Origin of the sequence: Haloferax chudinovii, assembly GCF_042663345.1 — an archaeon.
Taxonomy (GTDB): domain Archaea; phylum Halobacteriota; class Halobacteria; order Halobacteriales; family Haloferacaceae; genus Haloferax; species Haloferax chudinovii.
On the sequence record NZ_JBHTAB010000001.1, the window covers coordinates 50814 to 75171 of the forward strand.

General features: G+C 68.7%; 22 protein-coding genes. 6 read left to right on the plus strand and 16 right to left on the minus strand.

Translation table 11 applies throughout. From position 1 onward, the window contains the following. Positions 1 to 73: 73 nt before the first annotated feature. Positions 74 to 661, minus strand: coding sequence for a nitrous oxide reductase accessory protein NosL (locus ACFQI8_RS00295; protein ID WP_390242070.1), 588 nt, complete (start codon positions 659 to 661; stop codon positions 74 to 76). Positions 662 to 956: 295 nt separating this feature from the next. Continuing rightward, the gene (locus tag ACFQI8_RS00300) at positions 957 to 2573 is read right to left on the minus strand and encodes a long-chain-fatty-acid--CoA ligase (RefSeq protein WP_390242071.1); all 1617 of its coding nucleotides are present in this window, start codon (positions 2571 to 2573) and stop codon (positions 957 to 959) included. 190 nt (positions 2574 to 2763) lie between these two features. Here ACFQI8_RS00300 and ACFQI8_RS00305 point away from each other — a divergent pair, with 190 nt between their 5' ends. The 3 genes from ACFQI8_RS00305 (at position 2764) to ACFQI8_RS00315 (ending at position 5525) form a co-directional block, all read left to right on the plus strand. After that, positions 2764 to 4296 (plus strand): cobyric acid synthase, encoded by a 1533-nt coding sequence (locus tag ACFQI8_RS00305; RefSeq protein WP_390242073.1) that lies wholly within the window; start codon positions 2764 to 2766, stop codon positions 4294 to 4296. Between the two features lie 159 nt (positions 4297 to 4455). Continuing rightward, the gene (locus tag ACFQI8_RS00310) at positions 4456 to 5112 is read left to right on the plus strand and encodes a lactate utilization protein (protein WP_390242074.1); all 657 of its coding nucleotides are present in this window, start codon (positions 4456 to 4458) and stop codon (positions 5110 to 5112) included. 269 nt (positions 5113 to 5381) lie between these two features. After that, a complete protein-coding gene (locus ACFQI8_RS00315; protein ID WP_004967850.1) occupies positions 5382 to 5525 on the plus strand; it encodes an HVO_A0556 family zinc finger protein in 144 nt (47 codons plus the stop codon). A gap of 84 nt (positions 5526 to 5609) precedes the next feature. On the opposite strand, the gene ACFQI8_RS00320 is transcribed toward ACFQI8_RS00315, so the two are convergent. Next, complete coding sequence (locus tag ACFQI8_RS00320; protein WP_390242076.1) at positions 5610 to 6878, minus strand: ABC transporter substrate-binding protein; 1269 nt, start codon at positions 6876 to 6878, stop codon at positions 5610 to 5612. A 95-nt stretch (positions 6879 to 6973) separates the two neighbouring features. Here ACFQI8_RS00320 and ACFQI8_RS00325 point away from each other — a divergent pair, with 95 nt between their 5' ends. After that, a complete protein-coding gene (locus ACFQI8_RS00325; protein ID WP_390242077.1) occupies positions 6974 to 8206 on the plus strand; it encodes an ABC transporter substrate-binding protein in 1233 nt (410 codons plus the stop codon). Positions 8207 to 8282: 76 nt separating this feature from the next. Here ACFQI8_RS00325 and hutH read toward each other — a convergent pair whose 3' ends face one another. From hutH to hutU, 4 genes are read right to left on the minus strand one after another with little or no spacing between them, the layout of a single operon-like run. After that, positions 8283 to 9869, minus strand: coding sequence for a histidine ammonia-lyase (gene hutH, locus ACFQI8_RS00330; protein ID WP_390242078.1), 1587 nt, complete (start codon positions 9867 to 9869; stop codon positions 8283 to 8285). After that, positions 9862 to 11100 (minus strand): imidazolonepropionase, encoded by a 1239-nt coding sequence (hutI, locus tag ACFQI8_RS00335; RefSeq protein ID WP_390242079.1) that lies wholly within the window; start codon positions 11098 to 11100, stop codon positions 9862 to 9864. The genes hutH and hutI overlap by 8 nt, the downstream gene beginning before the upstream one ends. Next, positions 11093 to 12043, minus strand: a complete 951-nt coding sequence (gene hutG, locus ACFQI8_RS00340) for a formimidoylglutamase (RefSeq protein WP_390242081.1) — start codon at positions 12041 to 12043, stop codon at positions 11093 to 11095. The genes hutI and hutG overlap by 8 nt, the downstream gene beginning before the upstream one ends. Continuing rightward, positions 12040 to 13854 (minus strand): urocanate hydratase, encoded by a 1815-nt coding sequence (gene hutU / locus ACFQI8_RS00345; RefSeq protein ID WP_390242083.1) that lies wholly within the window; start codon positions 13852 to 13854, stop codon positions 12040 to 12042. The genes hutG and hutU overlap by 4 nt, the downstream gene beginning before the upstream one ends. An 87-nt stretch (positions 13855 to 13941) precedes the next feature. Here hutU and ACFQI8_RS00350 point away from each other — a divergent pair, with 87 nt between their 5' ends. Continuing rightward, entirely contained in the window at positions 13942 to 14592 is a 651-nt protein-coding gene (locus ACFQI8_RS00350; RefSeq protein ID WP_390242084.1) for a helix-turn-helix domain-containing protein, read from the plus strand. Between the two features lie 3 nt (positions 14593 to 14595). Here the strand turns inward: ACFQI8_RS00350 and ACFQI8_RS00355 are convergent, their stop codons facing one another. Then, entirely contained in the window at positions 14596 to 14997 is a 402-nt protein-coding gene (locus ACFQI8_RS00355) for a VOC family protein (RefSeq protein ID WP_390242953.1), read from the minus strand. Positions 14998 to 15369: 372 nt separating this feature from the next. Between ACFQI8_RS00355 and ACFQI8_RS00360 the strand changes: the two genes are divergently transcribed. Next, entirely contained in the window at positions 15370 to 16503 is a 1134-nt protein-coding gene (locus ACFQI8_RS00360; RefSeq protein ID WP_390242954.1) for an MFS transporter, read from the plus strand. Positions 16504 to 16604: 101 nt separating this feature from the next. Here ACFQI8_RS00360 and ACFQI8_RS00365 read toward each other — a convergent pair whose 3' ends face one another. The 8 genes from ACFQI8_RS00365 to ACFQI8_RS00400 form a co-directional block, all read right to left on the minus strand. After that, positions 16605 to 17141, minus strand: coding sequence for a 3-isopropylmalate dehydratase small subunit (locus tag ACFQI8_RS00365; protein WP_390242085.1), 537 nt, complete (start codon positions 17139 to 17141; stop codon positions 16605 to 16607). Further along, the gene (locus tag ACFQI8_RS00370; protein ID WP_390242086.1) at positions 17138 to 18451 is read right to left on the minus strand and encodes a 3-isopropylmalate dehydratase large subunit; all 1314 of its coding nucleotides are present in this window, start codon (positions 18449 to 18451) and stop codon (positions 17138 to 17140) included. The genes ACFQI8_RS00365 and ACFQI8_RS00370 overlap by 4 nt, the downstream gene beginning before the upstream one ends. 1 nt (position 18452) lies before the next feature. Then, positions 18453 to 19412: a hydroxymethylglutaryl-CoA lyase gene (locus ACFQI8_RS00375; RefSeq protein WP_390242088.1), complete on the minus strand. Its 960-nt coding sequence runs from the start codon at positions 19410 to 19412 to the stop codon at positions 18453 to 18455. Further along, complete coding sequence (locus tag ACFQI8_RS00380; protein WP_390242090.1) at positions 19409 to 20614, minus strand: CaiB/BaiF CoA transferase family protein; 1206 nt, start codon at positions 20612 to 20614, stop codon at positions 19409 to 19411. Before ACFQI8_RS00380 ends, ACFQI8_RS00375 begins: the two co-directional genes overlap by 4 nt. A 175-nt stretch (positions 20615 to 20789) precedes the next feature. After that, on the minus strand, positions 20790 to 22190 hold the full coding sequence (locus ACFQI8_RS00385) for a dihydroorotase (RefSeq protein ID WP_390242091.1): 1401 nt from the start codon (positions 22188 to 22190) through the stop codon (positions 20790 to 20792). Next, positions 22187 to 22846 (minus strand): isochorismatase family protein, encoded by a 660-nt coding sequence (locus ACFQI8_RS00390; RefSeq protein ID WP_390242092.1) that lies wholly within the window; start codon positions 22844 to 22846, stop codon positions 22187 to 22189. The genes ACFQI8_RS00385 and ACFQI8_RS00390 overlap by 4 nt, the downstream gene beginning before the upstream one ends. A 66-nt stretch (positions 22847 to 22912) precedes the next feature. Then, entirely contained in the window at positions 22913 to 23890 is a 978-nt protein-coding gene (locus ACFQI8_RS00395; RefSeq protein ID WP_390242093.1) for an LLM class flavin-dependent oxidoreductase, read from the minus strand. After that, positions 23887 to 24294 carry a nuclear transport factor 2 family protein gene (locus tag ACFQI8_RS00400; protein ID WP_390242095.1) on the minus strand — a complete coding sequence of 136 codons (408 nt, stop codon included), beginning with the start codon at positions 24292 to 24294 and terminating at the stop codon, positions 23887 to 23889. Before ACFQI8_RS00400 ends, ACFQI8_RS00395 begins: the two co-directional genes overlap by 4 nt. Positions 24295 to 24358 lie beyond the last annotated feature (64 nt).

Sequence of the window (24358 nt, forward strand, 5' to 3'; positions counted from 1 at the left end):
CGAGAGCATATAAAGAGAGCGTGATTTCCGAATCTAAGGAATCGGGAACGACCGAAAGAGAGCGCCTGAGCGCTCAGCGCCGGACGATGAGGTCGCGCGAGATGTCGGCGCGCTCGTAGACGGCTCCGTCGTGCGCGTCGGCGAAGGTCTCGGCGTCGCCGTCGTCGGAAAACGGGACGAAGTCGGGGCCCATCGACCCGTTGACGTCGGTGCCGACGACGTAGACGAGTTCGGCCATCGGCGCGAACGCGTCGGCGTCGAGGTGCGCGGAGATGAACGTCTGGCCGCCGTCGTCGAACAGGTCGTACTCGACGCGACTGTAGTCCGTGAGGTAGCCGCCGGCGCGATTCCAACCGTCGTCCTCGCGGTCGAGCGCGTAGGAAAACGTCTCCCAGGCGCTACAGAACCGCGCCGGGTTGTCGTGACTCTCGGGGCTGTGGTCGTCGTAGAACAGTTGCCCGGCGGGGCCGGGGTACTGGTCGATGACCATCCCGCAGGCGTCGCACTGCTCGCCGCCGGTCAGTGCGATTGCCTCGGGAGCGTTGCCGCCGCCGTCGGTTCCGACGCCTCCCAGACACCCCGCCGTGGCGGCGACGCCCGCGGCACCGACCGCGGACAACACGGTTCGACGAGCGACGGGTCGGTCGCAGTCGTGGCACATACGCCAAGCTAGTCGGGGGGTGCTCAAATGGTGATTGGTGCGGAAAGCGAACCAAACGCCGCACCGTGCGGCCGAATCGTCACTCGTCAGCCGAATCGAGGACGGGCGAGGCGTCAGATTGCCGGGTCGCCGGATTGCCGGACTGCCGGGTCGCCGGACTGCCGGGTCGCCGGACTGCCGGGTCGCCGGGTTGCCGGATTGTCGGGTCGCCGGGTTGCCGGATTGTCGGGTCGCCGGGTCGCCGGACTGCCGAGTCCCCAAGCCACCGAGCCGCCGGACGGGTCGATGACGACGGCTACCCCTGTCCGACCATCCGCTCTTCGTCGTCCCACTCGCGTTTGCGGAGTTCGTACTTCTGAATCTTTCCGGTCGCCGTCTTGGGAATCTCCTCGACGAACTCGAACTCGCGGATGGCCTTGTAGCCGGCGAGGCGGTCGCGGGTGTACTCGGTCAGCTCCTCGACGGTGACGCCGGGGTTCTCCACGTCGCCGTTCGCGGGGACGACGAACGCCTTCGGCGTCTCGCCCCACTTCTCGGACGGAGAGGGGATGACCGCCACGTCGCCGACGGCGTCGTGGTCGAACAGCGCGTCCTCCAGTTCGACCGAGGAGATGTTCTCGCCGCCGGAGATGATGATGTCCTTCTTGCGGTCCTGAATCGCTATCATGCCGTCCTCGTTGACGACCGCGAGGTCGCCGGTGTGGTACCAGCCTTCGAGGCGGTCGTTGAAGGCGTCGTGGGTCTCGTCGGGCTTGTTCCAGTACTTCTCCATCACCTGATTGCCGCGGACGACCACCTCGCCGATGGTGGCGTCATCGCGCGGGACCTGCTCGCCGTCCTCGTCGACGACGCGCAGGTCGGTGCCGAGCGGGGCGACGCCCTGCCGCTGTTTGAGCGAGAAGCGCAGGCCTCCCTCGTCGGGGATGAGGCGGTTCGCGTCCGAGGTGGCGATGAGGGGGCCGGTCTCGGTCGCGCCGTACAGTTGGGTGAACTCCCAGCCGAACTCGGATTCGGTGTGACGAATCGTCGCGCTCGGGGCGGCGCTTCCCGCGGCGGTCACGCGGACCGGGTTGTCGCCGGCGTAGGCCGGGTCGTGCTCCTCGGCGTACTCGCGCAGGATTGACAGCACGGTCGGCGCACAGCAGAAGAAGGACACGTCTTCCTCGGTGATGGCGTCGAACACCGGCTCGGCGTCGACCCCCCGGGTGCAGACGTGTTTCGCGCCGCGGCCGGTGACGGCGTAGATGTGGCCCCAGCCGTTGACGTGGAACATCGGGAGCGTCCAGAGGTAGACGTCGTCGTCCGCGATGTGGTGGTGAATCGTCACCAGTTGGGCGTGGAGCGACTCGGTGCGGTGGGTTCGGCAGACGCCCTTCGGGTCGCCGGTCGTCCCCGAGGTGTAGTTGATGGTGATGAGTTCGTCCTCGGACATCTCGGGGCGCTCGTAGTCGTCGGCGTCGGCCTCGTCGAGGAACGCCTCGAAGTCGAGCCACTCGCCGTCGACGGCGGCGGGGTCGTTCGTCACGAACACCTCGGCGGGCACGTCGTCGCGGACGGCCTCGATGTTCCCCGCGTACTGGTAGTCGGCGTAGACCACGCTCGCGCCGGAGTCCGAGAGCAAGTACTCGTAGTCCTCGGTCGTGAGCCGGTAGTTCAGCGGGACGTGGAGCGCGCCGCACTGCATCGCGCCGAAGGCCGCTTCGAGGTGGTAGTGCGTGTTGGGGTCGAGCACCGCGACCCGGTCGCCCTTCTCGACGCCGCGCGATTGCAACGCCGCCGAAAACCTGTCCACCCGCTCGCCGAACTCCGCGTAGGTAAAGCGCTCGCCGTCGACGCCGACGACGGCCTCGTAATCGCCGTAGTACGTCCGGGCCCGGTCGAGGAAGTCCGTCACGAGTAACTGTTTTTTCATTCGTGATAGACCGGGCGGGCGAGCGAACTAAACGCACCACTTCCGGCAACATTTCACAGGGCCGACGTGACCGCCCCAGTATGACGGGGAAGGTCGTCGAGGGGCGGACCCTCAGCCCGACGAGGCGCGGTCGAACCCACCCGACGCCGAAACGAACACCTTTGAACCGAGCGGCCCTGACTCCCGGCAGATGACGACGCCGACCCTCCTCGTCGCGGGGACCGCGAGCCACGTTGGCAAGAGCACCGTCGCGGCCGGGCTCTGTCGCCTGTTCGCCGACCGCGGCCTCTCGGTCGCGCCGTTCAAGGCCCAGAACATGAGCAACAACGCCCGCGCGGTGGCGACCGCCGACGGCGACGGTTTCGGCGAAATCGGCGTCTCGCAGTACGTGCAGGCCCGCGCCGCGCGAGTCGCGCCGACGACCGACCACAACCCGGTCCTGCTCAAGCCCCACGGCGACGGGGCGTCGCAACTGGTCGTCCACGGCCGGGCGGTCGGCCTCAACTCCGCGGGCGGCTACTACGCGACCCACTGGGAGGACGCCCGCAACGCGGCGGTCGAATCGCACCGTCGACTGGCGAGCGCGGCCGACGTGGTCGTCGCCGAGGGGGCCGGCTCGATTGCCGAGATAAACCTCCACGACCGCGATTTGGCGAACATCGAGACCGCCCGCTTCGCCGACGCCGACATCCTCCTCGCGGCCGACATCGAGCGCGGCGGCGTCTTCGCCAGCCTGCTGGGAACGCTCGAACTCCTCCCCGACGACGTGCGCGACCGCGTCGTCGGCGCGGTCATCACGAAGTTCCGCGGCGACCCGAGCCTCCTCGAACCGGGGCTCGACGAAATCGAGGAGCGGACCGGCGTGCCAGTCCTCGGCGTGCTTCCCTACGACGACCCCGGACTCCCGGAGGAAGACAGCCTCGCGCTCCCCGCGGAAGGCGAGCGCGCCACCGTCGGCGACGACGACGGCGTCGCGGCCGAGCGCGCGGTCACCATCGGCGTGCCGCGACTCCCGCGCATCTCGAACGCGACGGACTTCGGCCCGCTCTCCGAGACGCCGGGCGTCCGAGTCGCTTACCTTCCGCTCGACGCGACGCTCGACGGTATCGACGGGGTGGTCCTCCCCGGAAGCAAGAACACGGTCGACGACCTGTTCGCGCTCCGCGACGCCCGCTTCGGCGACGAACTCGCCGCCTTCGACGGCCCGGTCGTCGGCATCTGCGGCGGCTACCAACTGCTCGGCGAGACCATCGAGAACGCCCACGTCGAAGGCTCGGGAGACGACGAGACGGTCGAAGGACTCGGCCGCCTGCCGATAGTCACGCGGTTCTCCCGCGACAAACGAGTCGAACCCGTCTCCGTCGAGTTCGACGGCGCGGGACCGCTGGCCGGCGCGACGGGGGCCGTCGACGGCTACGAGATACACATGGGTGACAGCCGAATCGTCGGCGACGCGACGCCGGTGTCGGGCGACGGCGCGGCGCTCGGGAGCGTCGCGGGGACGTACATCCACGACCTGTTCGCCAACGACTCGCCGCGGAACGCGTTCGTCGACGCCGTGTACGAGTCGGCCGGGCGCGAGCGGCCGGCGACGGGAGCGGCGGGAGCGGCCGAAGCTGACGCGGACGCCGGGGCGTCGGGCGACCCCTCCGACCGCGCCGCCGCGCTCGTCGCCGACAACCTCGACGTGGCGGCGCTCTGCGACGCGCTCGGACTAGGGTAGCGGGGTCGCCGAAGCGGCGTAGACTCATCGGCGCATCGGCGGGGCGGGCCGGTAACACGCCCGTAACCACCTGACACCGCCGTCAGCGAGCGTTTAACACCCGATAGACACTACAGTTGGTCGTCGGAGCACCCACCCAACTCCACCACCAACTCACACATGTCTCAACAGAAATCCGACTACGCAGACGACGCCGACATCGACGCCGACCTCGACCGACTCCCCGACGACGAGGCCGTCGAAGTGGCCGTCGAGAACCTCGAAGCGAGCGGGTTCGACGTCGTCGTCGTCGACACGGCCGACGAGGCCCTCGAAACTCTACAGTCGCACATCCCCGCCGGCGTCTCCGTGATGAACGGCCACTCGACCACCCTCGAAGAGATCGGGTTCGACGACTACCTGAGCGGGGGCGACCACGAGTGGGAGAGCCTGCCGGACCAGATTTGGAGCATCGACGACGACGCGGAGCGACAGGCCGCCCGCCGCGAGTCCCAGACCGCCGACTACTTCCTCGGCGGCATCAACGCCATCGCCCAGACCGGCGACCTCGTCGCCGCGGACCTCTCCGGGAGTCGCATCGGCGCGTACCCCTTCGCCGCCAGCAACGTCGTCATCGTCAGCGGTATCAACAAAATCGTCCCGACGCTCGACGACGCGCTGGACCGCCTCGAATCCGTCGCGTACCCGCTGGAAAACGAGCGCGCGAAGGAGGCCTACGGCGCAGAATCGATGATTGCGAAACAGCTCATCTTCCGGCAGGAAGTCGAGGAGGGCCGCACCACCGTCGTCCTCATCCGCGAGCAACTGGGCTACTAACGTCCGACTCGCTTTTCCCCCTCGACGCGTTCCCACGCTCTTCCGGGCGGCTTCGCCGTCGCCTCCGGGCACCCCCATCACCACGTCACCGGGCACCCCCACCACTACTTCATCGGGCCTCACCGTTTTGTGCGTCTCGCGTCTCACAGCGCGAGTCGAGACTGTCGCCGGCGGACCGACGACTCGAACGAGTCGGCCTCGGGAGTACTACGGTCGCGGATATATCGAACCGTAGAAATGTTCTTGGGACTGGAGCCGAATCGTGGGGTATGTCCGAACCCGCGCATCTGCTCGACACGTTCGACGAAGAAGACTGCACCTACTGCGACGGCGACCTCGTGACCGGGAGCTACAAAGACAACGACGCCATCGTCTGCGACGACTGCGGGACGCCCGCGGTCCAACTCTGGTAGGCGACAGACCGGGTCGAACGACGCGGGCGAACCGCCCGCCGGCGTCGAGCGGCGAGAGAGACAGCCACGGAAAAACCGATCGCCTCAGTCGCCGGTGACGATGTCGGCGACGCGGTCGCGGTCGAACAACTGCTCGTCCTCGGGAATTTCGGGATACGCGCCGCCTGCGTACTCCGGCCACGCGCCGAACCGGTCGGGATAGAGCTGTTTGGCCGTCATCTCGGTCTGGAACAGGTTCATAATCGGCCCCTGTACCGGCGTCCCCGAGGGGAAGACGCGGTCGTTCCGGACCGCGCTGAGTTCGCTCCCGACGGGGTGATCTTCGAGGCTCTGGCGAATCGACGCCACGTCGTAGTACGAGTCGATACCGTAGCTATGGAGCAGTACGTCGGGGTCGATTTCGAGCATCGTCTCGAAGTCGTATGACGTCTCGAACGTCACGTCACCGGCCGCGAAGGCGTCGGTGACGCCGAGCGGACGGATGTGCGAGGTCGCGAATCCGGGTGCGTCGATTTTCGTCGGGTAGAACGTCTCGTCCATGTAGATGACGACGCCGACGGTCGGCCGCTCCGATTCGGGCGGGAGCTCCGACTGAATGGTGCTGAGGAGGTCGTCCCGTACCGAGTGGAGCGCCGCGAAGCGGTCTGCCTCCCGGAACACCTGCCCGACTTTCTCGACGATTTCCCAGAGCGTGTAGTACTCGTAGTCGTCGGCGTACGGCTCGGGCGGTCGGGCGTGCGCGCGACTGTAGGCGTTGCCGAACCACGGCGCGACCTGCTCGCGAATCTCCTCGACGTCCGACCGGTCCCAGCCGTCGAAACTGGCCACGAGCGCCGGGTCGACGAGGTGCAGGTCGGAGTCCAGTTCGTAGACGACCTCCTTGTCGATGTCGACGCTCCCGGACCCCGAGTTGAGTTGCGCGAGGTCGCTCCGGTCGAACGAGACGCCGTCGAGGCGCTCGTAGTAGGCGTCGAGCGTCCGGCCGCCTGCATCGCTGTCGAAGCCGAGGGAGTTCACCGCGTCGCCGTGGCCGAAGGCGACCGCGGCGTCGGCGTAGACGAGGTTGTACACCATCACGCGCTCCGGGACCGACTCGAACGTCACGTCGCCGGCCGGCGACATCGACACCGTGTATCCGGCGGAGTCACCGTCGGCCGCAGTCTCCGCGTCGGAAGCCGCTTCGGTCGTGGTCGTCGTCGCGGTGGCGTCCGCCGCGTCCGCCGCGTCCGTCGACGAATCCGCGTCGTTCTGTCCGGCACAGCCAGCCAGCAGGCCGCCCGCGAACAGCGCGCCGCCGCGCTTGAGATACGCGCGCCGCGTGGGAGTCACCCGGCTGGTGAAGTCTCGGCTCATACTTTTTGGCTGGCCTAAACAAACAAATGCGTTTCGAAAGTTTCGGGGAGCCTAAATCGGTACGCATATATGGATTAGGTCGGCCTAAATATACGATGGCAGACAGCGACGAACCGACGCGCAGGAAGTTCTTGACCTACGGTGGCTCGGTTGCAGTCGGCGGACTGCTCGCCGGCTGTACGGGTTCATCCGGGTCGGACACGACCACGACGGATGCGGGCGCGGCGGACGCCACCGCGACCGACTCAACGACGACGAGCGAGTCGACCGCGGGGTCCGCGGGCGGCGGCGACTCGTACACGGTGTCGATGGCTCCGATGGGCGACGTGACGTTCGAACGCGTCCCCGAGCGCATCTTCACGCGGCTGACTCACCACGCGGGGATGGCGTTCGCGCTCGGCCGCGGCGACGCCGTCAACGCGATGCACGCCCCCGACTACTACGACGCGCTGTGGAACCAGTTCACGCCGCGACTCCCCGGCGTCGAACTCGACTGGAGCGGCCTGTACTCGTCGTGGGAGCCGTCGAAAGAGCGGCTCTACGAACTCGACAGCGACGTACATCTCGCCGACCCGGCCAGCGTCTCCGCGCTCGGCAGTTGGAGTCGGGCCGACCTCGACGAAATCGAGGAGAACGTCGGCCCGTGGTTCGGCAACGCGTTCAGCGCGCGGCACCAAGCGCCGCCGACCGAGTGGGCCGACGCCTACGACTACTACGGCCTCTGGGAGATATTCGCCAAGGTCGCACAGGTGCTCCGAGAGGAGGCGAAGTACGAGGCGCTCGCGGCGGTCCGCGAGGAACTGCTCGCAACGATTGCGGCGGACCTCCCCGCGGAGGCCGACCGCCCGACTGCGGTGCTCCTCGGCCCGAGCGACCTCGAGTCCATCTACGCCTACAACCTGAGCACGCCGGGGTTTCTGACCGCCCACACTCGCCCGCTGAAGCCGGTCAGCGCGTTCGGCGACGACGTGGAGTCCGGGACCACCGTCGACTTCGAGACGCTCCTCGAAGCCGACCCCGACGTGATTCTCACGCTCGGCGGGATGCATCCGAACACGAGCATGCCGGACATCCGGGCGGGCCTCCGCGACGACCCCGTCGGTGCCGAGATTTCGGCCGTGAAAAACGAGCGCGTCTACGCGCAGGGCGGCCGCTATCAGGGACCGATACTCAACCTGTTCCAGTTGGAGATGACCGCGAAACAGCTCTACCCGGACCGCTTCGGCGCGTGGCCGGAGTACAGCGAGGGGCCGTACCCCGAAATTCCCGGAGAAGAACAGCTGTTCGACCGCGACCGCGTCGCCGACATCATCAACGGGAACCGCTGAGTCGGCGACCACGGACACCGTGTCGGCGGCGACCTCGCGGCGGCGGCGAAGGTGGCGGCGACGACGCGCCCGCCGGTCAGCCGGAGAGCCCGGCGTCCGCGACGGCCGCGTGAATCGCGCCGAACCGGACGAGGTCGGCCGCGGTCTCCAGTTCGCCGTCGAGGCGGCGGTCCTCGTCGAGGGGCGGGACCACCGACCGAATCGCGTCGCGGACGGCCCCCGTGCCGGTGCCGAGGTCGAGGCCCTCGCCGAGGAACTCCGCGGCCTGCGCGCCGCAGAGGAGTTCGACGCCGACGATGGTCGCGACGTTCTCGGCGACCGTGCGGGCGTTGAGGGCGCTCTGGCCGCTCATGCTCACGTGGTCTTCCTGCCCGCCGCTGACGGGCGTCGAGTCGATGGATGGGCGACCGAGCGACCGGCACTCGTTGAGGAGCGCCGCGGCGGTGTACTGCGCGATCATGTACCCCGACCGGAGGCCGCTGTGTTCGGTCAGGAACGGCGGGAGATACGACTCCTGTACGTCCGGGTTGAGCATCCGGTCGGTCCGGCGCTCGGAGATGGCCGCGAGTTCGGTCAGCGCGCCGGCGGCGTAGTCGAGGCGGAGCGCCAGCGGTTCGCCGTGGAAGTTGCCCGCAGAGACGACGGCGGCCACGTCGGTGCCGGGCGCGCGCTCGTCCACCGCGCCCGCCGGGAAGACGAGCGGGTTGTCGGTAACGCTGTTGAGTTCGACTTCGACGGCCTCGCGGAGGTGCGAGACGGCGTCTCTGACCGCGCCGTGGACCTGCGGGAGACAGCGAATCGAGTAGGCGTCCTGCACGCGCTCGCAGTCCTTGTGCGATTCGAGGACGGTCGAGCCGGCGGTGAGGCGGCGAATCTCGGCCGCGCTCTCCTGCTGGCCGGGGTGGGGGCGGACCTCGTGGATGGCGGGGTCACAGTTCGCCGTGGTGCCCATCGTGACCTCGGTCGTGAGCGCGCCCGCGGCGTCGGCGGCCTCGATTGTTCGCTCGGCGTCGACGACGAACAGCGCGGCGAGGCCGACGGTGAGTTGCGTCCCGTTGATGAGCGCGAGGCCCTCCTTGGAAGCGAGCGTCACCGGCTCCAAGCCGACGGCGCGCAGGGCCTCGTCACCCGGCAGTCGCTCGCCGTCGACGCGGGCCTCGCCCTCGCCGATGAGGACGAGCGCCATGTGCGCGAGGGGCGCGAGGTCGCCGCTCGCGCCGAGGCTCCCGCGGGAGCGGACGACCGGCTGGACGCCCTCGTCGAGCATCGAGACGAGCAGGTCGACCACCGAGGGCCGAATGCCAGAAAAGCCCTTGGCGAGCGTGTTGGCCCGGCTGACCATCATCGACCGGACCTCCTCGCGGGTGAGTTCGCGGCCCGCGCCGGCGGCGTGGCTCCGGACGAGGTTCGTCTGGAGTCGCTCGATGTCCTCGCGGTCGATGTGGGTCTCCACGAGGTGGCCGAAGCCGGTGTTGACGCCGTACACCGGCTCGCCGGACTCGAGGACGGATTCGACGCGCTCGCGCGACTCGCGCATCCGCTCGCGCGACTCGGCGGCGAGTTCGACCGGGGCGTCGTGCCGGGCGACGGCGGCCACATCTTCCGGCGTCAGCGACGTGCCGTCGAGCGTGACCGACTCGGGGAGCGACGCGGCGTCACTCACGGGCGACCACCCCCGATTTCAGCACGGTCGAAACGGGGTTCGTGTCGAACCGGTACGAGAGGTGCGACGCGGTCGGTGCGTCGAGTACGACGGCGTCGGCAGGGGCTCCCGCGCGGAGCGTACCCGTGCCGTCGTCGAGGTCGAGCGCGCCCGCGGCGGCGCTCGTGACGCCCCGAATCGCCTCGTGGGGCGTCATTCGCATCCCGACGCTGGCGAGGGTGGCGACGAAGCTCATGCTTCGAGCGAAGCAGTTCGGGTTGAAATCAGTGGCGAGCGCGACCTCGTGGCCCGCGTCGAGGAAGCCGCGGGCGTCGGCGTAGTCGGCTCCGAGACCGAACGCCGTGCCGGGGAGCATGACCGGTGTGACGCCGGCGTCGACGAGCGCCTCGCGGCCCGCCTCGTCGGTGTGGAGCAGGTGGTCCGCGCTGGCCGCGCCGACCGCGGCCGCCACGTCGGTGCCGCCGATGGCGGCGAACTCGTCGGCGTGAATCTTCGGCGTGAGACCGCGGTCGCGGCCCGCGTCCAGAATCCGACGGGACTGCTCAGCGGTGAACACGCCGCGCTCGCAGAACACGTCGCAGAACTCGGCGACGCCCTGTTCGGCGACCGCGGGGAGTTGGTCGGCGACGACCGACTCGGTGTACTCCTCTGCGTCCGTCCCGCGCGGGACGGCGTGCGCGCCCATGAACGTCGGAATCACGTCCACCGGGTGGCCCGAGCCGGCCGCGTCGATGGCCGAGAGCATCCGCAGTTCGGTCTCGGTGTCGAGGCCGTAGCCGGTCTTCACCTCGACCGTCGTCGTCCCGTGGGCGAGCATCGCATCGAGGTGCCCGGTGAGGTTCGCCACCAACTCGTCGTCGGACGCCTCGCGGACCGCGTCGACGGTGCGGAGGATGCCGCCGCCGTCGGCGAGAATCTCCTCGTAGGTCGCGCCCTGTAACTTCGCCACGAACTCGTCCGAGCGGTCGCCCGCGAACAGCGCGTGGGTGTGCGGGTCGACGAAGCCCGGGAGGACCGTCTTGCTGGTCGCATCGATGGCGGTCTCGGCGTCTGCGACCGGGTAGTCCGAAAGCACCTCGTCCGTCGGCCCGACGGCGACGACCTCGCCGTCGAGCGCGGCGAACGCGGCGTCTTCGAGGACGACGACGCCGGTTCCCTCGTCGGGGCCGACGACCAGTTCGGTCGCGTCGTGTACGACCGTGAGGCCGGCCGTGGAACCCGCGTCAGTCACGCGACGTCACCCCCGCGAGGAAGTGGGCGACCGCACGGGCGGCCGCGCCGACGGTTCGGCCGTCCTCGTCGTCCAGCGGTGGCGCGCACTCCACGACCTCGAAGCCGGCGACGCGGGGGTCGGCCGCGACGCGGCGGAGCATGGAGAACAGTTCGCGGGTGGTGACGCCGCCGGGGGTCGGCGCGCTCGCGCCCGGCGCGGCCGTCTGGTCCAACACGTCCACGTCGAGGCTGACGAAGACGCGGTCGCAGGCGGCGACGGCGTCGAGGGCGAACTCCGCCGTCTCGACGGGGCCGCGACCGACCTCGTCGGCGGTGAGGATGGTGCCACCGGAGTCGCGCAGGAAATCGGCGTAGGCCGTCGAGGTCTCGAAGTGACGCGCGCCGACGACGGCGAGGCGGTCGAGTCCGGCGTCGAACAGCTGGCGGTAGGGCGTCCCGCTCGTCGGGCCGTCGGCGGGGTCGCGGCAGTCGAGGTGGGCGTCGAAGCTCACGACCCCGACCGAGTCGTCGCCGCCGAGAAGCGGCGTGACGTTCCCGACGGTCAGGGAGTTGTCGCCGCCGAGGAAGACCGGGAGCGCGCCGCGCTCGTAGACGGCCGCGGCCTCGTCGGCGACGATACCCTGTACGTCCGCGACGTGGTTCTCGGGGTCGTCCCCGTCGTTGTACGCCGCGATTGAGAGGTCACCGAGGTCGGCGACGCCGGCGACCGGCCCCTCGTCGAAGTGGTGGGTCTTGACGCCGGCGAGGGCGCGCCGAATCGCGGCGGGGCCCTCGCGGGCACCGCGCCGACCGATGACGGCCCCGTCGTAGGGTTCGCCCACGAGGACGGCGCGGAAGTCGCCCGCCTCCTCGGTTCCCGTCGGGCGGATGACGTGGCCGAACTGCTCGTCGTTCGGGTCCGACGACGTTCCCTCCCACGCGGGCGGGTCGGTGAGAGTCATTCGTCACCTCGGCCGGCGGATTCGACATCTTCGGCCGCGCGGTCGGCGCGGTCGGCGCGGTCGGCGCGGTCGGCCGCGTCGTGGTCCCGCATCGGGATGCGAACGTCCGACCGGGTCGCCTCGTCCAGGGCGTCCTCGTAGCCGGCGTCGGCGTGGCGGATGACGCCCATGCCGGGGTCGGTCGTGAAGACGGCGCGGGCCTTCTCCGCCGCGAGGTCCGAGCCGTCGAGGACGACGTGGTTGTTCGTGTGCAACGAGTTGCCGATGCCGACGCCGCCGCCGTCGTGGACGCTCACGATGTCCGCGCCCGCGGCGGTGTTGAGGAGCGCGTTCAGGATGGGCCAATCGGCGACCGCGTCGGTGCCGTCGCGCATCGCCTCGGTCTCGCGGTACGGGCTGGCGACCGACCCCGCGTCGAGGTGGTCGCGGGTGACCACGACCGGCGCGGAGAGCTCGCCCGAGGCGACGAGGTCGTTGATTTTTAGGGCGAAGCGGGCGCGCTCCGTGAGGCCGTCGTCGTCGGTGGCGTAGCCGAGCCAGCACACCCGCGAGGGGAGCCCTTGGAACGACACCTGCTCCTGTGCGAGGTCTATCCAGCGCATGAGCGACTCGTGTTCGGGGAACAGCGCTCGAATCGCCTCGTCGGTGCGGTGGATGTCGGCGGGGTCGCCGGAGAGCGCGGCCCACCGGAACGGCCCGCGCCCGCGGCAGAACATCGGGCGGATGTACGCCGGGACGAAGCCCGGGAAGTCGAAGGCGGTGGTCATCCCGCGGTGGTTCTGGACCTGCCCGCGGATGTTGTTGCCGTACTCGAAGGCGATTGCGCCCGCGTCCTGCAAGTCGAGGATGGCCTGCACGTGGCGCTCCATCGTGTCGAGGCTCGCGTCGACGTATTCGTCGGGGTCGTCCTCGCGGAGTCGGTCGGCCTCCGCGACGGTGTAGCCGCTCGGGTAGTAGCCTTCGAGCTCGTCGTGGGCGCTGGTCTGGTCTGTGACCACGTCCGGAATCTCGTCGCGTTCGAGCAGTTCTTCGAGCATGTCCGCGGCGTTCATCTGGACGCCGACGCTGTAGGGTTCGCCCGCGTCGACGGCGGCCTGCGCGTTTTCGAGCGCCTCGTCCAGCGAGTCGGCGAACTCCATCAGGTAGTCCGTCTCGACCCGGCGCTCGATGCGGTCGGCCTGCACCTCGGCGGCGATGCAGACCCCGTGGTTCATCGTCACCGCGAGGGGCTGTGCGCCGCTCATCCCGCCGAGGCCGCCGGTGACGACGAGTTTCCCCCGCAGGTCGGCGTCGTAGTGCTGGCGAGCGAGTTCGGCCAGCGTCTCGAACGTCCCCTGAATGATGCCCTGCGTGCCGATGTACGCCCACGAGCCGGCGGTCATCTGGCCGTACATGATTTTCCCCTCGGCCTCCAGTTCGTGGAAGTGCTCCCAGTCGTCCCAGCGGCCGACGAGGTTCGAGTTGGCGATGAGGACCCGCGGGGCGCGCTCGTGGGTCGGGAACTTCCCGACCGGCTTGCCCGACTGGACGAGGAGCGTCTCGTCGTCGTCGAGGTCGCGGAGTTCGGCGAGAATCGCGTCGTAGGCGTCCCACGAGCGGGCGGCGCGACCGGTCCCGCCGTAGACGACGAGGTCCTCGGGGCGCTCGGCCACCTCGGGGTCGAGGTTGTTGTTGAGCATTCGGAGCGCCGCCTCCTGTCGCCACCCCTCGCACTCGATGTCCGTCCCGGTGGGCGCGCCCTGATACGCGCGCCACTCGTCGCTCGGGTCGCCGAGTCGGTCCCGCTGTGCCGACGATTGCTGGTCGTGCATACCACAGACTTCGGGCGCGAGACGGGTAGCGATTCCCCCACCACACGGTGCGTGATTTATATATTCGCGCCGAACTACGGTCCGCGTATGTACGAGGCGAGCCTCCGAATCAGGGACGACAGCGCTTACGCGGCGGCGACGGCGGGCAACGCCGCGAGCGTCGAACTGTGGTGCAACGAGCACTGCGACATGCTCCACGTCAGCGGCGGGGTCGGAAGCGACGTGCTCGACCGCGTCGGCGACACCGTCGGCGTGGCGGCGTCGGTCGAACGCGGCGACGAGTTGGTCGTCGTCACCGCCGACTGCCTCCGAGACCACGAGATAGACCACATCGAAGGCTACGTGCGGAAACACGGGCTACTGCTCGTCCCGCCGCTTCGCTACCGCGGCGGCGCGAAGGTCTGTCGCCTGCTCGCCGTCTCCGCCGACGACCTGACGGCGTGCTTCCGCGACCTCGTGGACAGCGGCTTCGACGTGAGCGTCGAGTCCAAGCGCGCGGTGTCGTTCGCCAGCGGGAGCGGCCCGCTTTTGGCCCCCGCCGACGCGATGCCCGCGCTCACCGGCCGCCAGCGCGAGGCGCTCCGACTGGCCCACGCCGGCGGCTATTACGACCTGCCGCGCGGTATCGAGACCGCGACCATCGCCGACGAGATGGGCGTCTCGCGGCGGACCGCCGAGGAACACCTGCGCCGGGCGGAGCGAAAAGTGATGGACTCGGTCGCGCAGTACGTGCTGTAAGGCTCAGTCGTCGGCGGGCGCGGCTTTCAGCTCCAGCGTGTAGCCGAACGGGTCGGTGACGTACACCGCGGGCGCGACGCCCGTCGCCCCGAGTGGTTCGAGTTGGCGGTCGATTTCGACGCCGGCGGCGTCGAGGTGGTCGCGGAGTTCGTCGATGTCGTGGGCGAACTCGATGGCGACGTGGTCGAAGGCGGTCCGCGCCGGCGGGTCGAAGTTCTCGGCCGGCCGGAGGTGGATGACGCTCGCCGGGGTGAGTCGCACGGAGAAGAAGGGCTTTTCGCCCGACTCGTACAGGTCGCGGTTTTCGATGTCGAAACCGAGCGCGTCGCGGTAGAACCCGACGGCGGCGTCGAGGCCGTCGGCGGGGATGCGGAGGTTCACGTGGTCGATTGCCGTCGCGTCCATGCCCGCCCCATCGCGGGCGTGGGTGGTAAAAATTCGTGCGGCGGCCATCGAGGACAGAGGAGCTCCGAATCGGGTTAAATAAACAGTGTCAGGTTTAGAGCCGATAAAAATTTTACAAATTTTAAAATTTGTAGAAATTGTCGTCTTATACCGGCTCGGAGGGCTATTTTATGACGTAGCACCACCTACACGAGAAGTGATAATAAATCTATTATCATTTATTTTCGCTCATCGCGGGCTTCGGGACCGCGACGCCGACAACCGGAACCAGCGTTCCGGAATCGTAACCCATTGGTAGCAGGTCGGAGTACGCAGGGTGTGAACCAACAGCCGACATCCGACGAGCGCTTGCTTGCGGGCTACCCGGGTCGGATGTTAGTCACCGTGTCGCTGGCGTGGGCGGTCCTCCAGACGGGCCGGTTTCTCTTATCGCCGCTGTTGCCGACGATTATCGAGGAGCTACAGATAACGGAGGCGACCGCCGGCATCGCGCTGGCGCTGTTTCAGGGCGTCTACGCCGTCACCCAGTACCCCGGCGGCGAGTACTCAGACCGCTGGACGCGAGCGACGCTCATCGTCCCCGGACTGGGCATCCTCGTCCTCGGCTTCCTCACGTTCGGTCTCGCCGGCGGCCTCGCGGGCTTCGTCGCCGCCGCGATTATCACGGGACTCGGAAAGGGGCTGTTCGCCATCCCCTCGCGGGCGCTCCTGTCCGACCTGTTCGTCGAACGCCGCGGCCGGGCACTCGGCATCTACGCCGCCGGCACCGACCTCGGCGGCCTCGTCTCCTCGGGGCTCGCCATCCTCGCGGTGACCTACGCGACGTGGCGGACGCCGTTCCTCCCGGTCGCCGTCGTCCTCGCGGGGCTCACCGTCCTCTACGCGCTCTGGTCGAGAGACGGGTACGTCGTCGGCTCGCCCGAACTCCACGTCTCGGGAACGCTCCGTCGCCTCTTCGCCAGCGCGGAACAGCGCCGGACGCTCCTCGCGTTCGGGCTGTTTTACTTCATGGTCGGCGGCTTCATCAACTTCTTTCCCACCTACCTCATCGAGGCGAAGGGGTTCGACCAGCAGTTGGCGAGCGCGACGTTCGCCATCGTCTTCGCCGTCGGCATCACCATCAAACCCGTCGCCGGCGGCCTGAGCGACCGGTTCCGCCGCGAGTCCATCGCCGTCGTCGGGATGCTCGTGGCCGCTGGCTCGCTCGCCGTCCTCTCGGCCGTGGCGGCGCGCCCGCTCATCTACGTCTCCGTCGTCGCGCTCGCGGCCGGCTACAAGACGGAGTTCCCCCTCGCGGACGCCATCATCATGGACAACGCGCCCGATGCCGACCGCGGGGCCGACCTCGGGGCCGCGCGGGCGCTGTTCCTCGGTGCGAACGCGATGGGGCCGGCGTACGTCGGCATCGTCGCAACCTACGCGAGCTACGTCGCCGCGTTCGCGGGGCTCGCGGTCTGTCTCGTCGTCGCCGCCGGACTCCTCTACTGGGACGCGCGGAAGGAATGAGAGAACATAAAAACTACCGTCTCGGAACGGCGTTCGCGGGTGCCTCTGTGCGGTCGTCGGTCGGTGCGGTGGAAGCGGTATGACGTGAGCTGAGTGCCCGCTCAGCCGTCGAGTTTCGCCTTCGTGTAGGCCTTCAACCCTCCCTGTTCGACCAGCGACTGGAGGAACTCGGGGAGCGCCTCCGCCTCGTAGGTCTCGTCTCGCGTGTGGTTCGTCACGACGCCCGCGTCGAGGTCGACGTGAATCTCGTCGCCGTCCTCGATGGCGTCCGCGCCGGGGCAGATGAGCACCGGCAGGCCGAGGTTGATGGCGTTGCGGAAGAAGATGCGCGCGAACGACTGCGCGACGACCGCCGAGACGCCCGCGCCGACGAGCGACAGCGGCGAGTGCTCCCGCGACGACCCGCTCCCGAAGTTCTCGCCGGCGACGACGAAGTCGCCGGACTCGACCGACGCGGAGAACTCGGGTCTGAGGTCCTCGAAGGCGTGGCTGGCGAGTTCGTCGGGGTCCGACGAGACGATGAAGCGCGACGGGGTTATCTGGTCGGTGTCGATGTTATCGCCGAAGACCCACGCGCGGCCGGGTTCGGCCGGGTCGGGACGGCCGCCGTCGCCGGTGACATCGGAGGTTTCCGTCATGGACGCACCTCCGCGAACACCGTGTCGTCGTAGCGTTTCGTCTCGACCTCTCGGGGGTCGGTGATTTCGCCGTACAGCGCGCTCGCGCCGACGGTCGCCGGACTCGACAGGTAGACCGACGACTCCATCGACCCCTCGCGACCGGGGAAGTTCCGGTTCGCCGTGGCGAGACAGACGTCGCCGTCGCCGAGGACGCCCTGATGGTAGCCCGCACAGGGGCCACAGCCGGCGCTCTGGATGACCGCGCCGGCGTCGGTGAGCGTCTGGAAGACGCCCGTCTGGAGCATGTGCTGGTAGACGGACTTCGAGGCGGGGACGACGACCAGCCGGACGTTCGGGGCGATGGTCTCGCCTTCGAGGATGTCCGCGACGATTTTGATGTCCTCGTACCGGCCGTTCGTGCAGGTGCCGACGAACAGTTGGTCGACCTCGGTGCCCGCGACTTCGGTCACGTCGACCGCGTTCTCGGGGTTCGACGGCTTCGAGACCTGCGGGGCGAGGTCGGCCGCGTCGTAGCTGTAGACCGCCTCGTAGTCGGCGTCGTCGTCGGAGACGAACGCGTCGGCGAGGTCGACGTCGTTCCCGGTCTGGCGTTCGAGGTACGACTCGGTGCGCTCGTCGGGCGCGACGAGACCCGTCTTACCGCCCATCTCGATGGCCATGTTCGACAGGACGAGGCGCTCGTGAATCGGGAGCGACTCGATGGTGCTCCCGGCGTACTCGGCGGCCATGTAGGTACAGCCGTCGAAGCCCACGTCGCCGATGAACCGCAGGATGAGGTCCTTCGCGTAGACGCCGTCCCCGAGGTCGCCCTCGACCTCGAAGCGCAGGGTCTTCGGGACGCGGAACCAGAGTTCGCCCGTCGCGAGCGCGGTCCCGAGGTCGGTCGAGCCGACGCCGGTCCCGAACGCGCCGATGCCGCCGTAAGTCGTCGAGTGGGAGTCCGCGCCGATGACGAGGTCGCCGGGGCCGACGAAGCCCTCCTCGACGAGCACGGCGTGGCAGATGCCGTCGCCCACGTCGAACTGATGCGCGCCGTGTTTCGCCGCGAACTCGCGGACCGCATTGTGGTTGTTCGCGGCCTGCACCCCGTCTGCGGGGGCGTGGTGGTCGATAGTGAAGACGGTCCGGTCGGGCGCGAACAGCTCGCCGTCGTCGCCCGTCACCTCGTCGAACGTCTGGAACGCGAGCGGCCCGGTGATGTCGTGGGCCATCGCCACGTCCACGTCGGCCTCGACGTAGTCGCCGGCGCGGGCGTCGGTGCCCGATTTCTCCGAGAGCAGTTTCTCCGCGAGGGTCTTGCCGGACATCTCAGTCCGCCTCCCCGTCAGCCGCGACGGTGTCGAGGACGCCCTCGACGGTGCCGCCCGCGAGGACGTGACTCGTCAGGCCGAGGCCCAGTCGGTCGGACACGTCGTGGGCGGCCGCCTCGATGCGGCCGAAGTCGACGCCGTGGCCGACGCCCATGCGTTCGAGCATCTGGACGAGGTCCTCGGTCGGCGTGTTGCCGACGCCGGACATGTCGCCCGGGAGGACGACGCCGCCGCCGAGCCCGCAGACCGAGGCGTCGAAGCGGTCGACGCCGACGGCCATCGCCGCCAGCGTGTTGGCGAGGCTCATCCCGTTCGTGTCGTGGAGGTGCAGGCCCATGTCGAGGTCGGGATGGGCCTCGAACGCGGCGGTGAAGCGCTCCGTGATTTCGACGGGGTTGGCGAGGCCCATCGTCGTCGCCAGCGTCACCTCGTCGACGCCGGATTCGACGACGCTGTCGACGACCGCGAGCGTCTCCGCGGGGTCGATTGCGCCCTCGTAGGGGCAGTAGAAGCTCGTCCCCATCCCGGCTTCGACCTCGATGCCGTGGTCGTGGGCGAGGTCGACGATGTCGTCCATCTCCGCGAGCACCTCCTCGCGGGTGCGGTTCTGGTTTTTCTCCGTGTAGGTCTCGCTCACCGTGACGAGCGCGTTCACCTTGTCCACCTCGGCCTCGACGGCGCGCTCCATCCCACGGAGGTTGGGGACGAGCGCCCGGTAGGTCACGCCGTCGCGGCGGGTGATTCGCGTCGCCACCTCGTCGGCGTCCCGAAGCGTCGGGACGGCCTTCGGGTGGGTGAACGACGAGAGTTCGATTTCGTCCACGCCGGTGTCCGAGAGGGCGTCGATTATCTCGACTTTCTCGTCGGTCGGGACGAACTCGTCGAGGCGCTGGAACCCGTCGCGCGGGAGCATCTCGACGACGTGGACGCGCTCGGGAAGCGAGTCGAGGAGGCTCATATCACGTCCTCCGCTTCGAGGTCAGAAACCACCGACTCGTCGTAGCCGAGCCGGTCGCGGTAGACCGCGTCGTTGTGTTCGCCGAGCGACGGACCGAGGTGGTCGACCCGCCCCGGCGTCTCCGAGAACTTCGGGAAGGCGTTCTGGACGACCGCCTCGCCGAGGTCGGGGTCGTCGACCGTCAGGAACGCCTCGCGCGCCGCGTAGTGCTCGTCGTTGAGGATGTCCTCGACGTTGTAGACGGGCGCGAGCGTCGCGTCGGCCGCCTCGAACGCGTCGAGCACCTCTTCGCGGCTGTGGTCGTCCATCCAGTCTTGGATGATGGCGTCGAGTTCGTCGACGTGCTCCAGTCGGTCCTCGTTGGTCTCGAACCGCGGGTCGTCTTTCAGGTCGGGGCGGTCGATGGCGTCGAACGTGCGCTCGGCGAGCGGTTGGGCGCTCGCGGAGATGGCGACCCAGCGGTCGTCGCCCGTCCGGTAGACGTTCCGCGGGGCCGACGAGGTCGAGCGGTTGCCCGACCGCGACTCGATTTCGCCGAGTTGGTCGTAGCGGAGCGGTTGCGGCCCGAGCAGGCCGAAGATGGGTTCGATGAGGCTCGTGTCGATGTACTGGCCGCCGCCGCCGTGGACGTCGCGGTGGTAGAGCGCGAACATCACCGCGAACGTCGAAAACAGCGCCGCGATGTTGTCGGCGAGGCCGGTCGGCGGGAGCAACGGGGGCGAGTCGGGGAAGCCGTTGAGGTAAGCGAACCCGGACATGGCCTCCGCGAGCGTCCCGAACCCGGGGCGCTCGGCGTACGGGCCGGTCTGGCCGAAGCCGGACATCCGGAGCATCACGAGGTCGTCGTTGACCTCGGAGAGTCGCTCCCAGCCGACGTTCCAGCGTTCGAGCGTGCCGGGTCGGAAGTTCTCGATGAGGAGGTCGGCCTCGCCCACGAGGTCCTCGAACACCGCCGCGCCCTCGTCGGTGGAGATGTTCAGCGTGATAGACTGCTTGTTCCGCGAGAGGTACTTGTGCCAGAGGCCGACGCCGTCTTTCTGTGGACCGAAGCGGCGGATGTGGTCGCCGAACGCCGGGTGTTCGATTTTGATGACCGTCGCCCCGAAGTCGGCCAAGAAGCGGCCGACGGTCGGGCCGGATATCATCGACCCGGCTTCGAGGACGACGAGGCCGTCGAGTGGTCCGTTCGTGTCGTTCGTCATATCGTGTGTGTCTTCTCGTTCTGTGTCGCGTGTGGTGGTCGTCAGGTGGTGCGTGTGCGCGTCCGCACGGCCGGTCGGGGTATGCGCCCGGTTCCGCGTGGCCGGTCAGTCCGCGTCGGCGGCGAGTTGGGTCGGGGTCGAGCCGTTCGGGTGGTGGCTCCGACCGCGCGACGGCTCACACCGGCCGGTCGATGTGGGTTCCGTTCCCTTTCGTGCCGACGATTTCGCCGTCGTCGTAGGCGAGTTCGCCCTTCACGACGGTTTGTGTCGGCCAGCCGGTGACGTCTCGGCCCTCGTAGGGGGAGTAGCCGCTGACGCTGTGTAACAGTTCCGGCGTGACCGTCTTCGTCTCGTCGAGGTCGACGACGGCGAGGTCGGCGTCGCTTCCGACCCGGACCGTCCCCTTCTTGGGGTAGAGATTGAACGCCTTCGCCGCGTTGGTGCTCGTCACCTCGACGGCGCGTTCGAGCGAGATGCGGCCCTCGTTGACGCCCTCCGAGAGGATGAGCGGGAGCATCACGGGCGTCGAGGGGAACCCGAGCAGGCTGTCGCGGATGCCCTCGCCGAACTTGTTCTCGGCGAGGTTGGCGCAGTGGTCGGTCCCGATAGTCGAGATGGTGCCGTCGGCGAGGCGCTCCCAGAGCGTCTCTTGGTCCTCCTCCGACCGGACCGGCGGGTTCACCTTCATGCGCTCGTCGCACTCCTCGGTGGTGAGCGTGAGATAGTGAATGCACGTCTCGCCCCACGCCCGGTAGCCCGCGTCGTGGAGCGCGGCGAGTTCGTTTGCGGTCTGGCCGGCGGAGATGTGGACCGCGTAGAAGCGGTCGTCGTAGCCGTGGACCTTCGCGAGCGCGGCCCCGGCGACCATGCTCTGGGTCTCGGCGTAGCCGGGGAACTCCTCGACCATCACCTCGTAGCCCTCGTCCTCGCTGGCGTCTGTGTCGTCGGACTCGGAGGTGACGTAGACGTTGCCGCCGGCGAGCGCGTTGGTGATTTCGACGTTCTCGGAGTGGTAGCCGAGCGTCGTCGGCACGTCCTGTTCGGCGAGTTTCCGCACGAAGGCGTCGCCGAAGTCGTCGTGCATGTCGCAGTCGACGCCGAACTTCTCGCGGGCGGCGTCCTTGTAGTTCATGTACCACTTGAACGTCGTGATGCCGAACTCGTCGATGATGGTCGGAATCTCTTCGACGTGCTCCATCGAGAGCAGGCCGAGCGAGAAGAAGTAATCGTGGTAGTAGTTCGGCTCCGCCTCGTCGAAGTAGCCCGGCATAATCTCCTCGTAGGCCCCGGCCCGGCGGAAGTAGTTCCCGATGGTTGTCACGCCGCCGACGAGGTCGGATTTGGACTCGGACTCGGCGTCCGCCGCCAGCCCGCGGTAGATGCCGTGGTGGGTGTGCGGGTCGATTGCGCCCGGGAGCACGTGCTTGCCCGTCGCGTCGATTTCCGTCTCGCCCGAGAGCGTTCCGGGCGCGGCGACGGCGGAGATGGTCCCGCCGTCGGCCGCCACGTCGGCCGCGAACGTGCCGTGTTCGGGCGTGACGACGGTGCCGTGCGAGATGACGAGGTCGTGGGTCATAGCGTCTCGACCCACTCCTCGACCGCCTCGGTCTCCAGCACCTCGGCGTACTTCATCCACAGGTCGAGGAGGCCGATTTTGTGCGACGCCTCGATGCGGTCGAAGATGCACTCCTGCGGCAGGACGACGCTGAGGCCGTTCTGCTTGGCGTCGACCGCGGTGGCGCGGACGCACCCGCTCGTGGAGTTGCCGACGATGATGACCGAGTCGTGGCCCCCGCGGACGAGCCGCGAGAGCAGGTCGGTCCCGTAGAACGCCGACGCGTAGGACTTGTCGACGACGGTGTCGCCCGCCTCGGGCGCGACCGGGTCGACGATGTCGAGGTCGGGGTGGTCGGGGTCGTCGTAGCTCGACGGGACGACCCGCGTGTACGTCACCGGAAGCCCCTGCTCCCGCGCGAAGTCGAGGAACGGGTCGATGTGCTCGATGGCGTCCCACGCGATGTCGCCCATCGCGGTGCGGTACTCCTCGATGGCGTCGAGGATGGGGACGTTCTCGCCGACGATGAGCCGCTGCATGTCGATGACGAGAACCATCGGGTTCTCGCCCATGCCGCGGGACTCCCACGACGAGGCGCCCTCCTTGTCGTAACCTGCCTTCGTGATGACCTGTTTATCCTGTTCAGATAGCAGGTCCTCCCAGATACGGTCTGTCATGACTCGCTTCGTCTGAGATGCGGTGGCATCCAGCATAAAAGTACGGCACGGTCCGCCGGAGTCATGTTACGGGGCGAACACTTCCAGCGTCCGTGCGACCCACTCGCGGTCGACGCCGGCGGGCGCGCGGACGACCGGGAGGTCGACGCCCATCTCGCGGAGTTCGCCGAGTCGTCCCCGCACGTCGTCCGGGGTACCGACCAGCGCCACGAGGTCGAGGAACTCCGCCGAGAGTTCGCGCGCCCCGGCCTCCGTCGTCGGCGCGGCCCGGACGGCCTCGACCTCGTCGGCGAACCCGGCCTGCTCGGCCGCGCGGTCGTAGTACCCCGGCACGTCGCGCAGGTAGTAGGCGACGTGTTCGGCCGCCGCCCGCCGCGCCTCGTCGGGGTCGTCGTGGACGGCCGTGAGGACGTACATCGCCACGTCCACGTCGCTCACGTCGCGCCCGGCGCGGGCGGCCCCGGTGTCGAGCCACCCCAGCGCCTCCTCGAACTGCGGGCGGGGATAGAGGTTCGGAAGCCAGCCGTCGGCGACCTGTCCGGTGAGTCGGACGTTCGCCGGGCCGAGCGCGCCGTTGTAGATGGGTATCTCCTCGCGGACGGGTTCGAAGGCGTCCCAGAAGCTCGTGCGCTCGGGCGAGAAGAACTCCCCGTCGAAGGAGTCGGCGTCGCCGCGGAGGTAGCGCCGAACGAGTTCGACGTACTCGTGGAGGCGCGACAGCGGGCGGTCGAAGGGGACGCCGTGGAACGCCTCGACGACGCCGGGGTGGGCGACGCCGAGGCCGAGAATCGCGCGACCGTCGGAGTGGTCGTCGAGGGTCGCCGCGGCCGCCGCGAGCGCCGCCGGCGTCCGCGAGAACACGTTGACGATGCCCGTCGCGAGCCCGATGTCCTCGGTGTGGACGGCCCAGCGTTCGAGTTTGCCGAAGGCGGTCTTACCCTGTCCCTCGGCGGCCCACGCCGACTCGTAGCCGAGTTCCTCGGCGCGGACGACGAGCGACGGGTCGTCGCGGAGCGCGAAGAGGACCGCGGTTCGGTCGCTCATTCCTCCGCCGGGACCGCGGGCGCGTCGTCGACCGGGACCGGGACGACGCCGTCGACGGCGAGGTCGTTCCAGATGTCGAGGCGCTCGATGAGCCCCCGACGGACGACGTAGATGTCGACGTAGCGAACGTCCGAAAAGTCCGCGTCGTCGTTGTCGACGCCGTAGAGCGACCCGACGCTCACGACGGTATCGCCCGCCTCTATCCAGCGGTCGAACTCCTTTGCCGCCCACTCGTACCGCGGTTCGAGATGCGCGAGGAAGTCGTAGGCCGCGGTCGGTCCCTCGAACGCCGCCCCCGGCAGGGTGATGACGGCGTCCTCGGCGAACAGGTCGCCGACGGTGTTCCGGCGGTCGTCTTCCATCCGGTCGAAGAACTCCTCGACGATGTCTCGTGGTGAGTCCATGTGGTATGGGTGCGCTCAATCCACATAGTTGTTCACTCTGGAGTTCTCGACTGTCCGTTATCCC

What these genes read in the sequence shown, in the direction of transcription:
- ACFQI8_RS00295 (WP_390242070.1), bottom strand. Translation starts at nt 661, where the DNA reads ATGTGCCACGACTGCGACCGACCCGTCGCTCGTCGAACCGTGTTGTCC.
- ACFQI8_RS00380 (WP_390242090.1), bottom strand. Translation starts at nt 20,614, where the DNA reads ATGACGAACGACACGAACGGACCACTCGACGGCCTCGTCGTCCTCGAA.
- ACFQI8_RS00390 (WP_390242092.1), bottom strand. Translation starts at nt 22,846, where the DNA reads ATGACAGACCGTATCTGGGAGGACCTGCTATCTGAACAGGATAAACAG.
- ACFQI8_RS00355 (WP_390242953.1), bottom strand. Translation starts at nt 14,997, where the DNA reads ATGGACGCGACGGCAATCGACCACGTGAACCTCCGCATCCCCGCCGAC.
- ACFQI8_RS00315 (WP_004967850.1), top strand. Translation starts at nt 5,382, where the DNA reads ATGTCCGAACCCGCGCATCTGCTCGACACGTTCGACGAAGAAGACTGC.
- ACFQI8_RS00400 (WP_390242095.1), bottom strand. Translation starts at nt 24,294, where the DNA reads ATGGACTCACCACGAGACATCGTCGAGGAGTTCTTCGACCGGATGGAA.
- ACFQI8_RS00395 (WP_390242093.1), bottom strand. Translation starts at nt 23,890, where the DNA reads ATGAGCGACCGAACCGCGGTCCTCTTCGCGCTCCGCGACGACCCGTCG.
- hutG (WP_390242081.1), bottom strand. Translation starts at nt 12,043, where the DNA reads ATGACTCTCACCGACCCGCCCGCGTGGGAGGGAACGTCGTCGGACCCG.
- ACFQI8_RS00370 (WP_390242086.1), bottom strand. Translation starts at nt 18,451, where the DNA reads ATGTCCGGCAAGACCCTCGCGGAGAAACTGCTCTCGGAGAAATCGGGC.
- ACFQI8_RS00365 (WP_390242085.1), bottom strand. Translation starts at nt 17,141, where the DNA reads ATGACGGAAACCTCCGATGTCACCGGCGACGGCGGCCGTCCCGACCCG.
- ACFQI8_RS00300 (WP_390242071.1), bottom strand. Translation starts at nt 2,573, where the DNA reads ATGAAAAAACAGTTACTCGTGACGGACTTCCTCGACCGGGCCCGGACG.
- ACFQI8_RS00360 (WP_390242954.1), top strand. Translation starts at nt 15,370, where the DNA reads ATGTTAGTCACCGTGTCGCTGGCGTGGGCGGTCCTCCAGACGGGCCGG.
- ACFQI8_RS00325 (WP_390242077.1), top strand. Translation starts at nt 6,974, where the DNA reads ATGGCAGACAGCGACGAACCGACGCGCAGGAAGTTCTTGACCTACGGT.
- ACFQI8_RS00375 (WP_390242088.1), bottom strand. Translation starts at nt 19,412, where the DNA reads ATGAGCCTCCTCGACTCGCTTCCCGAGCGCGTCCACGTCGTCGAGATG.
- ACFQI8_RS00305 (WP_390242073.1), top strand. Translation starts at nt 2,764, where the DNA reads ATGACGACGCCGACCCTCCTCGTCGCGGGGACCGCGAGCCACGTTGGC.
- ACFQI8_RS00350 (WP_390242084.1), top strand. Translation starts at nt 13,942, where the DNA reads ATGTACGAGGCGAGCCTCCGAATCAGGGACGACAGCGCTTACGCGGCG.
- ACFQI8_RS00385 (WP_390242091.1), bottom strand. Translation starts at nt 22,190, where the DNA reads ATGACCCACGACCTCGTCATCTCGCACGGCACCGTCGTCACGCCCGAA.
- ACFQI8_RS00320 (WP_390242076.1), bottom strand. Translation starts at nt 6,878, where the DNA reads ATGAGCCGAGACTTCACCAGCCGGGTGACTCCCACGCGGCGCGCGTAT.
- hutU (WP_390242083.1), bottom strand. Translation starts at nt 13,854, where the DNA reads ATGCACGACCAGCAATCGTCGGCACAGCGGGACCGACTCGGCGACCCG.
- ACFQI8_RS00310 (WP_390242074.1), top strand. Translation starts at nt 4,456, where the DNA reads ATGTCTCAACAGAAATCCGACTACGCAGACGACGCCGACATCGACGCC.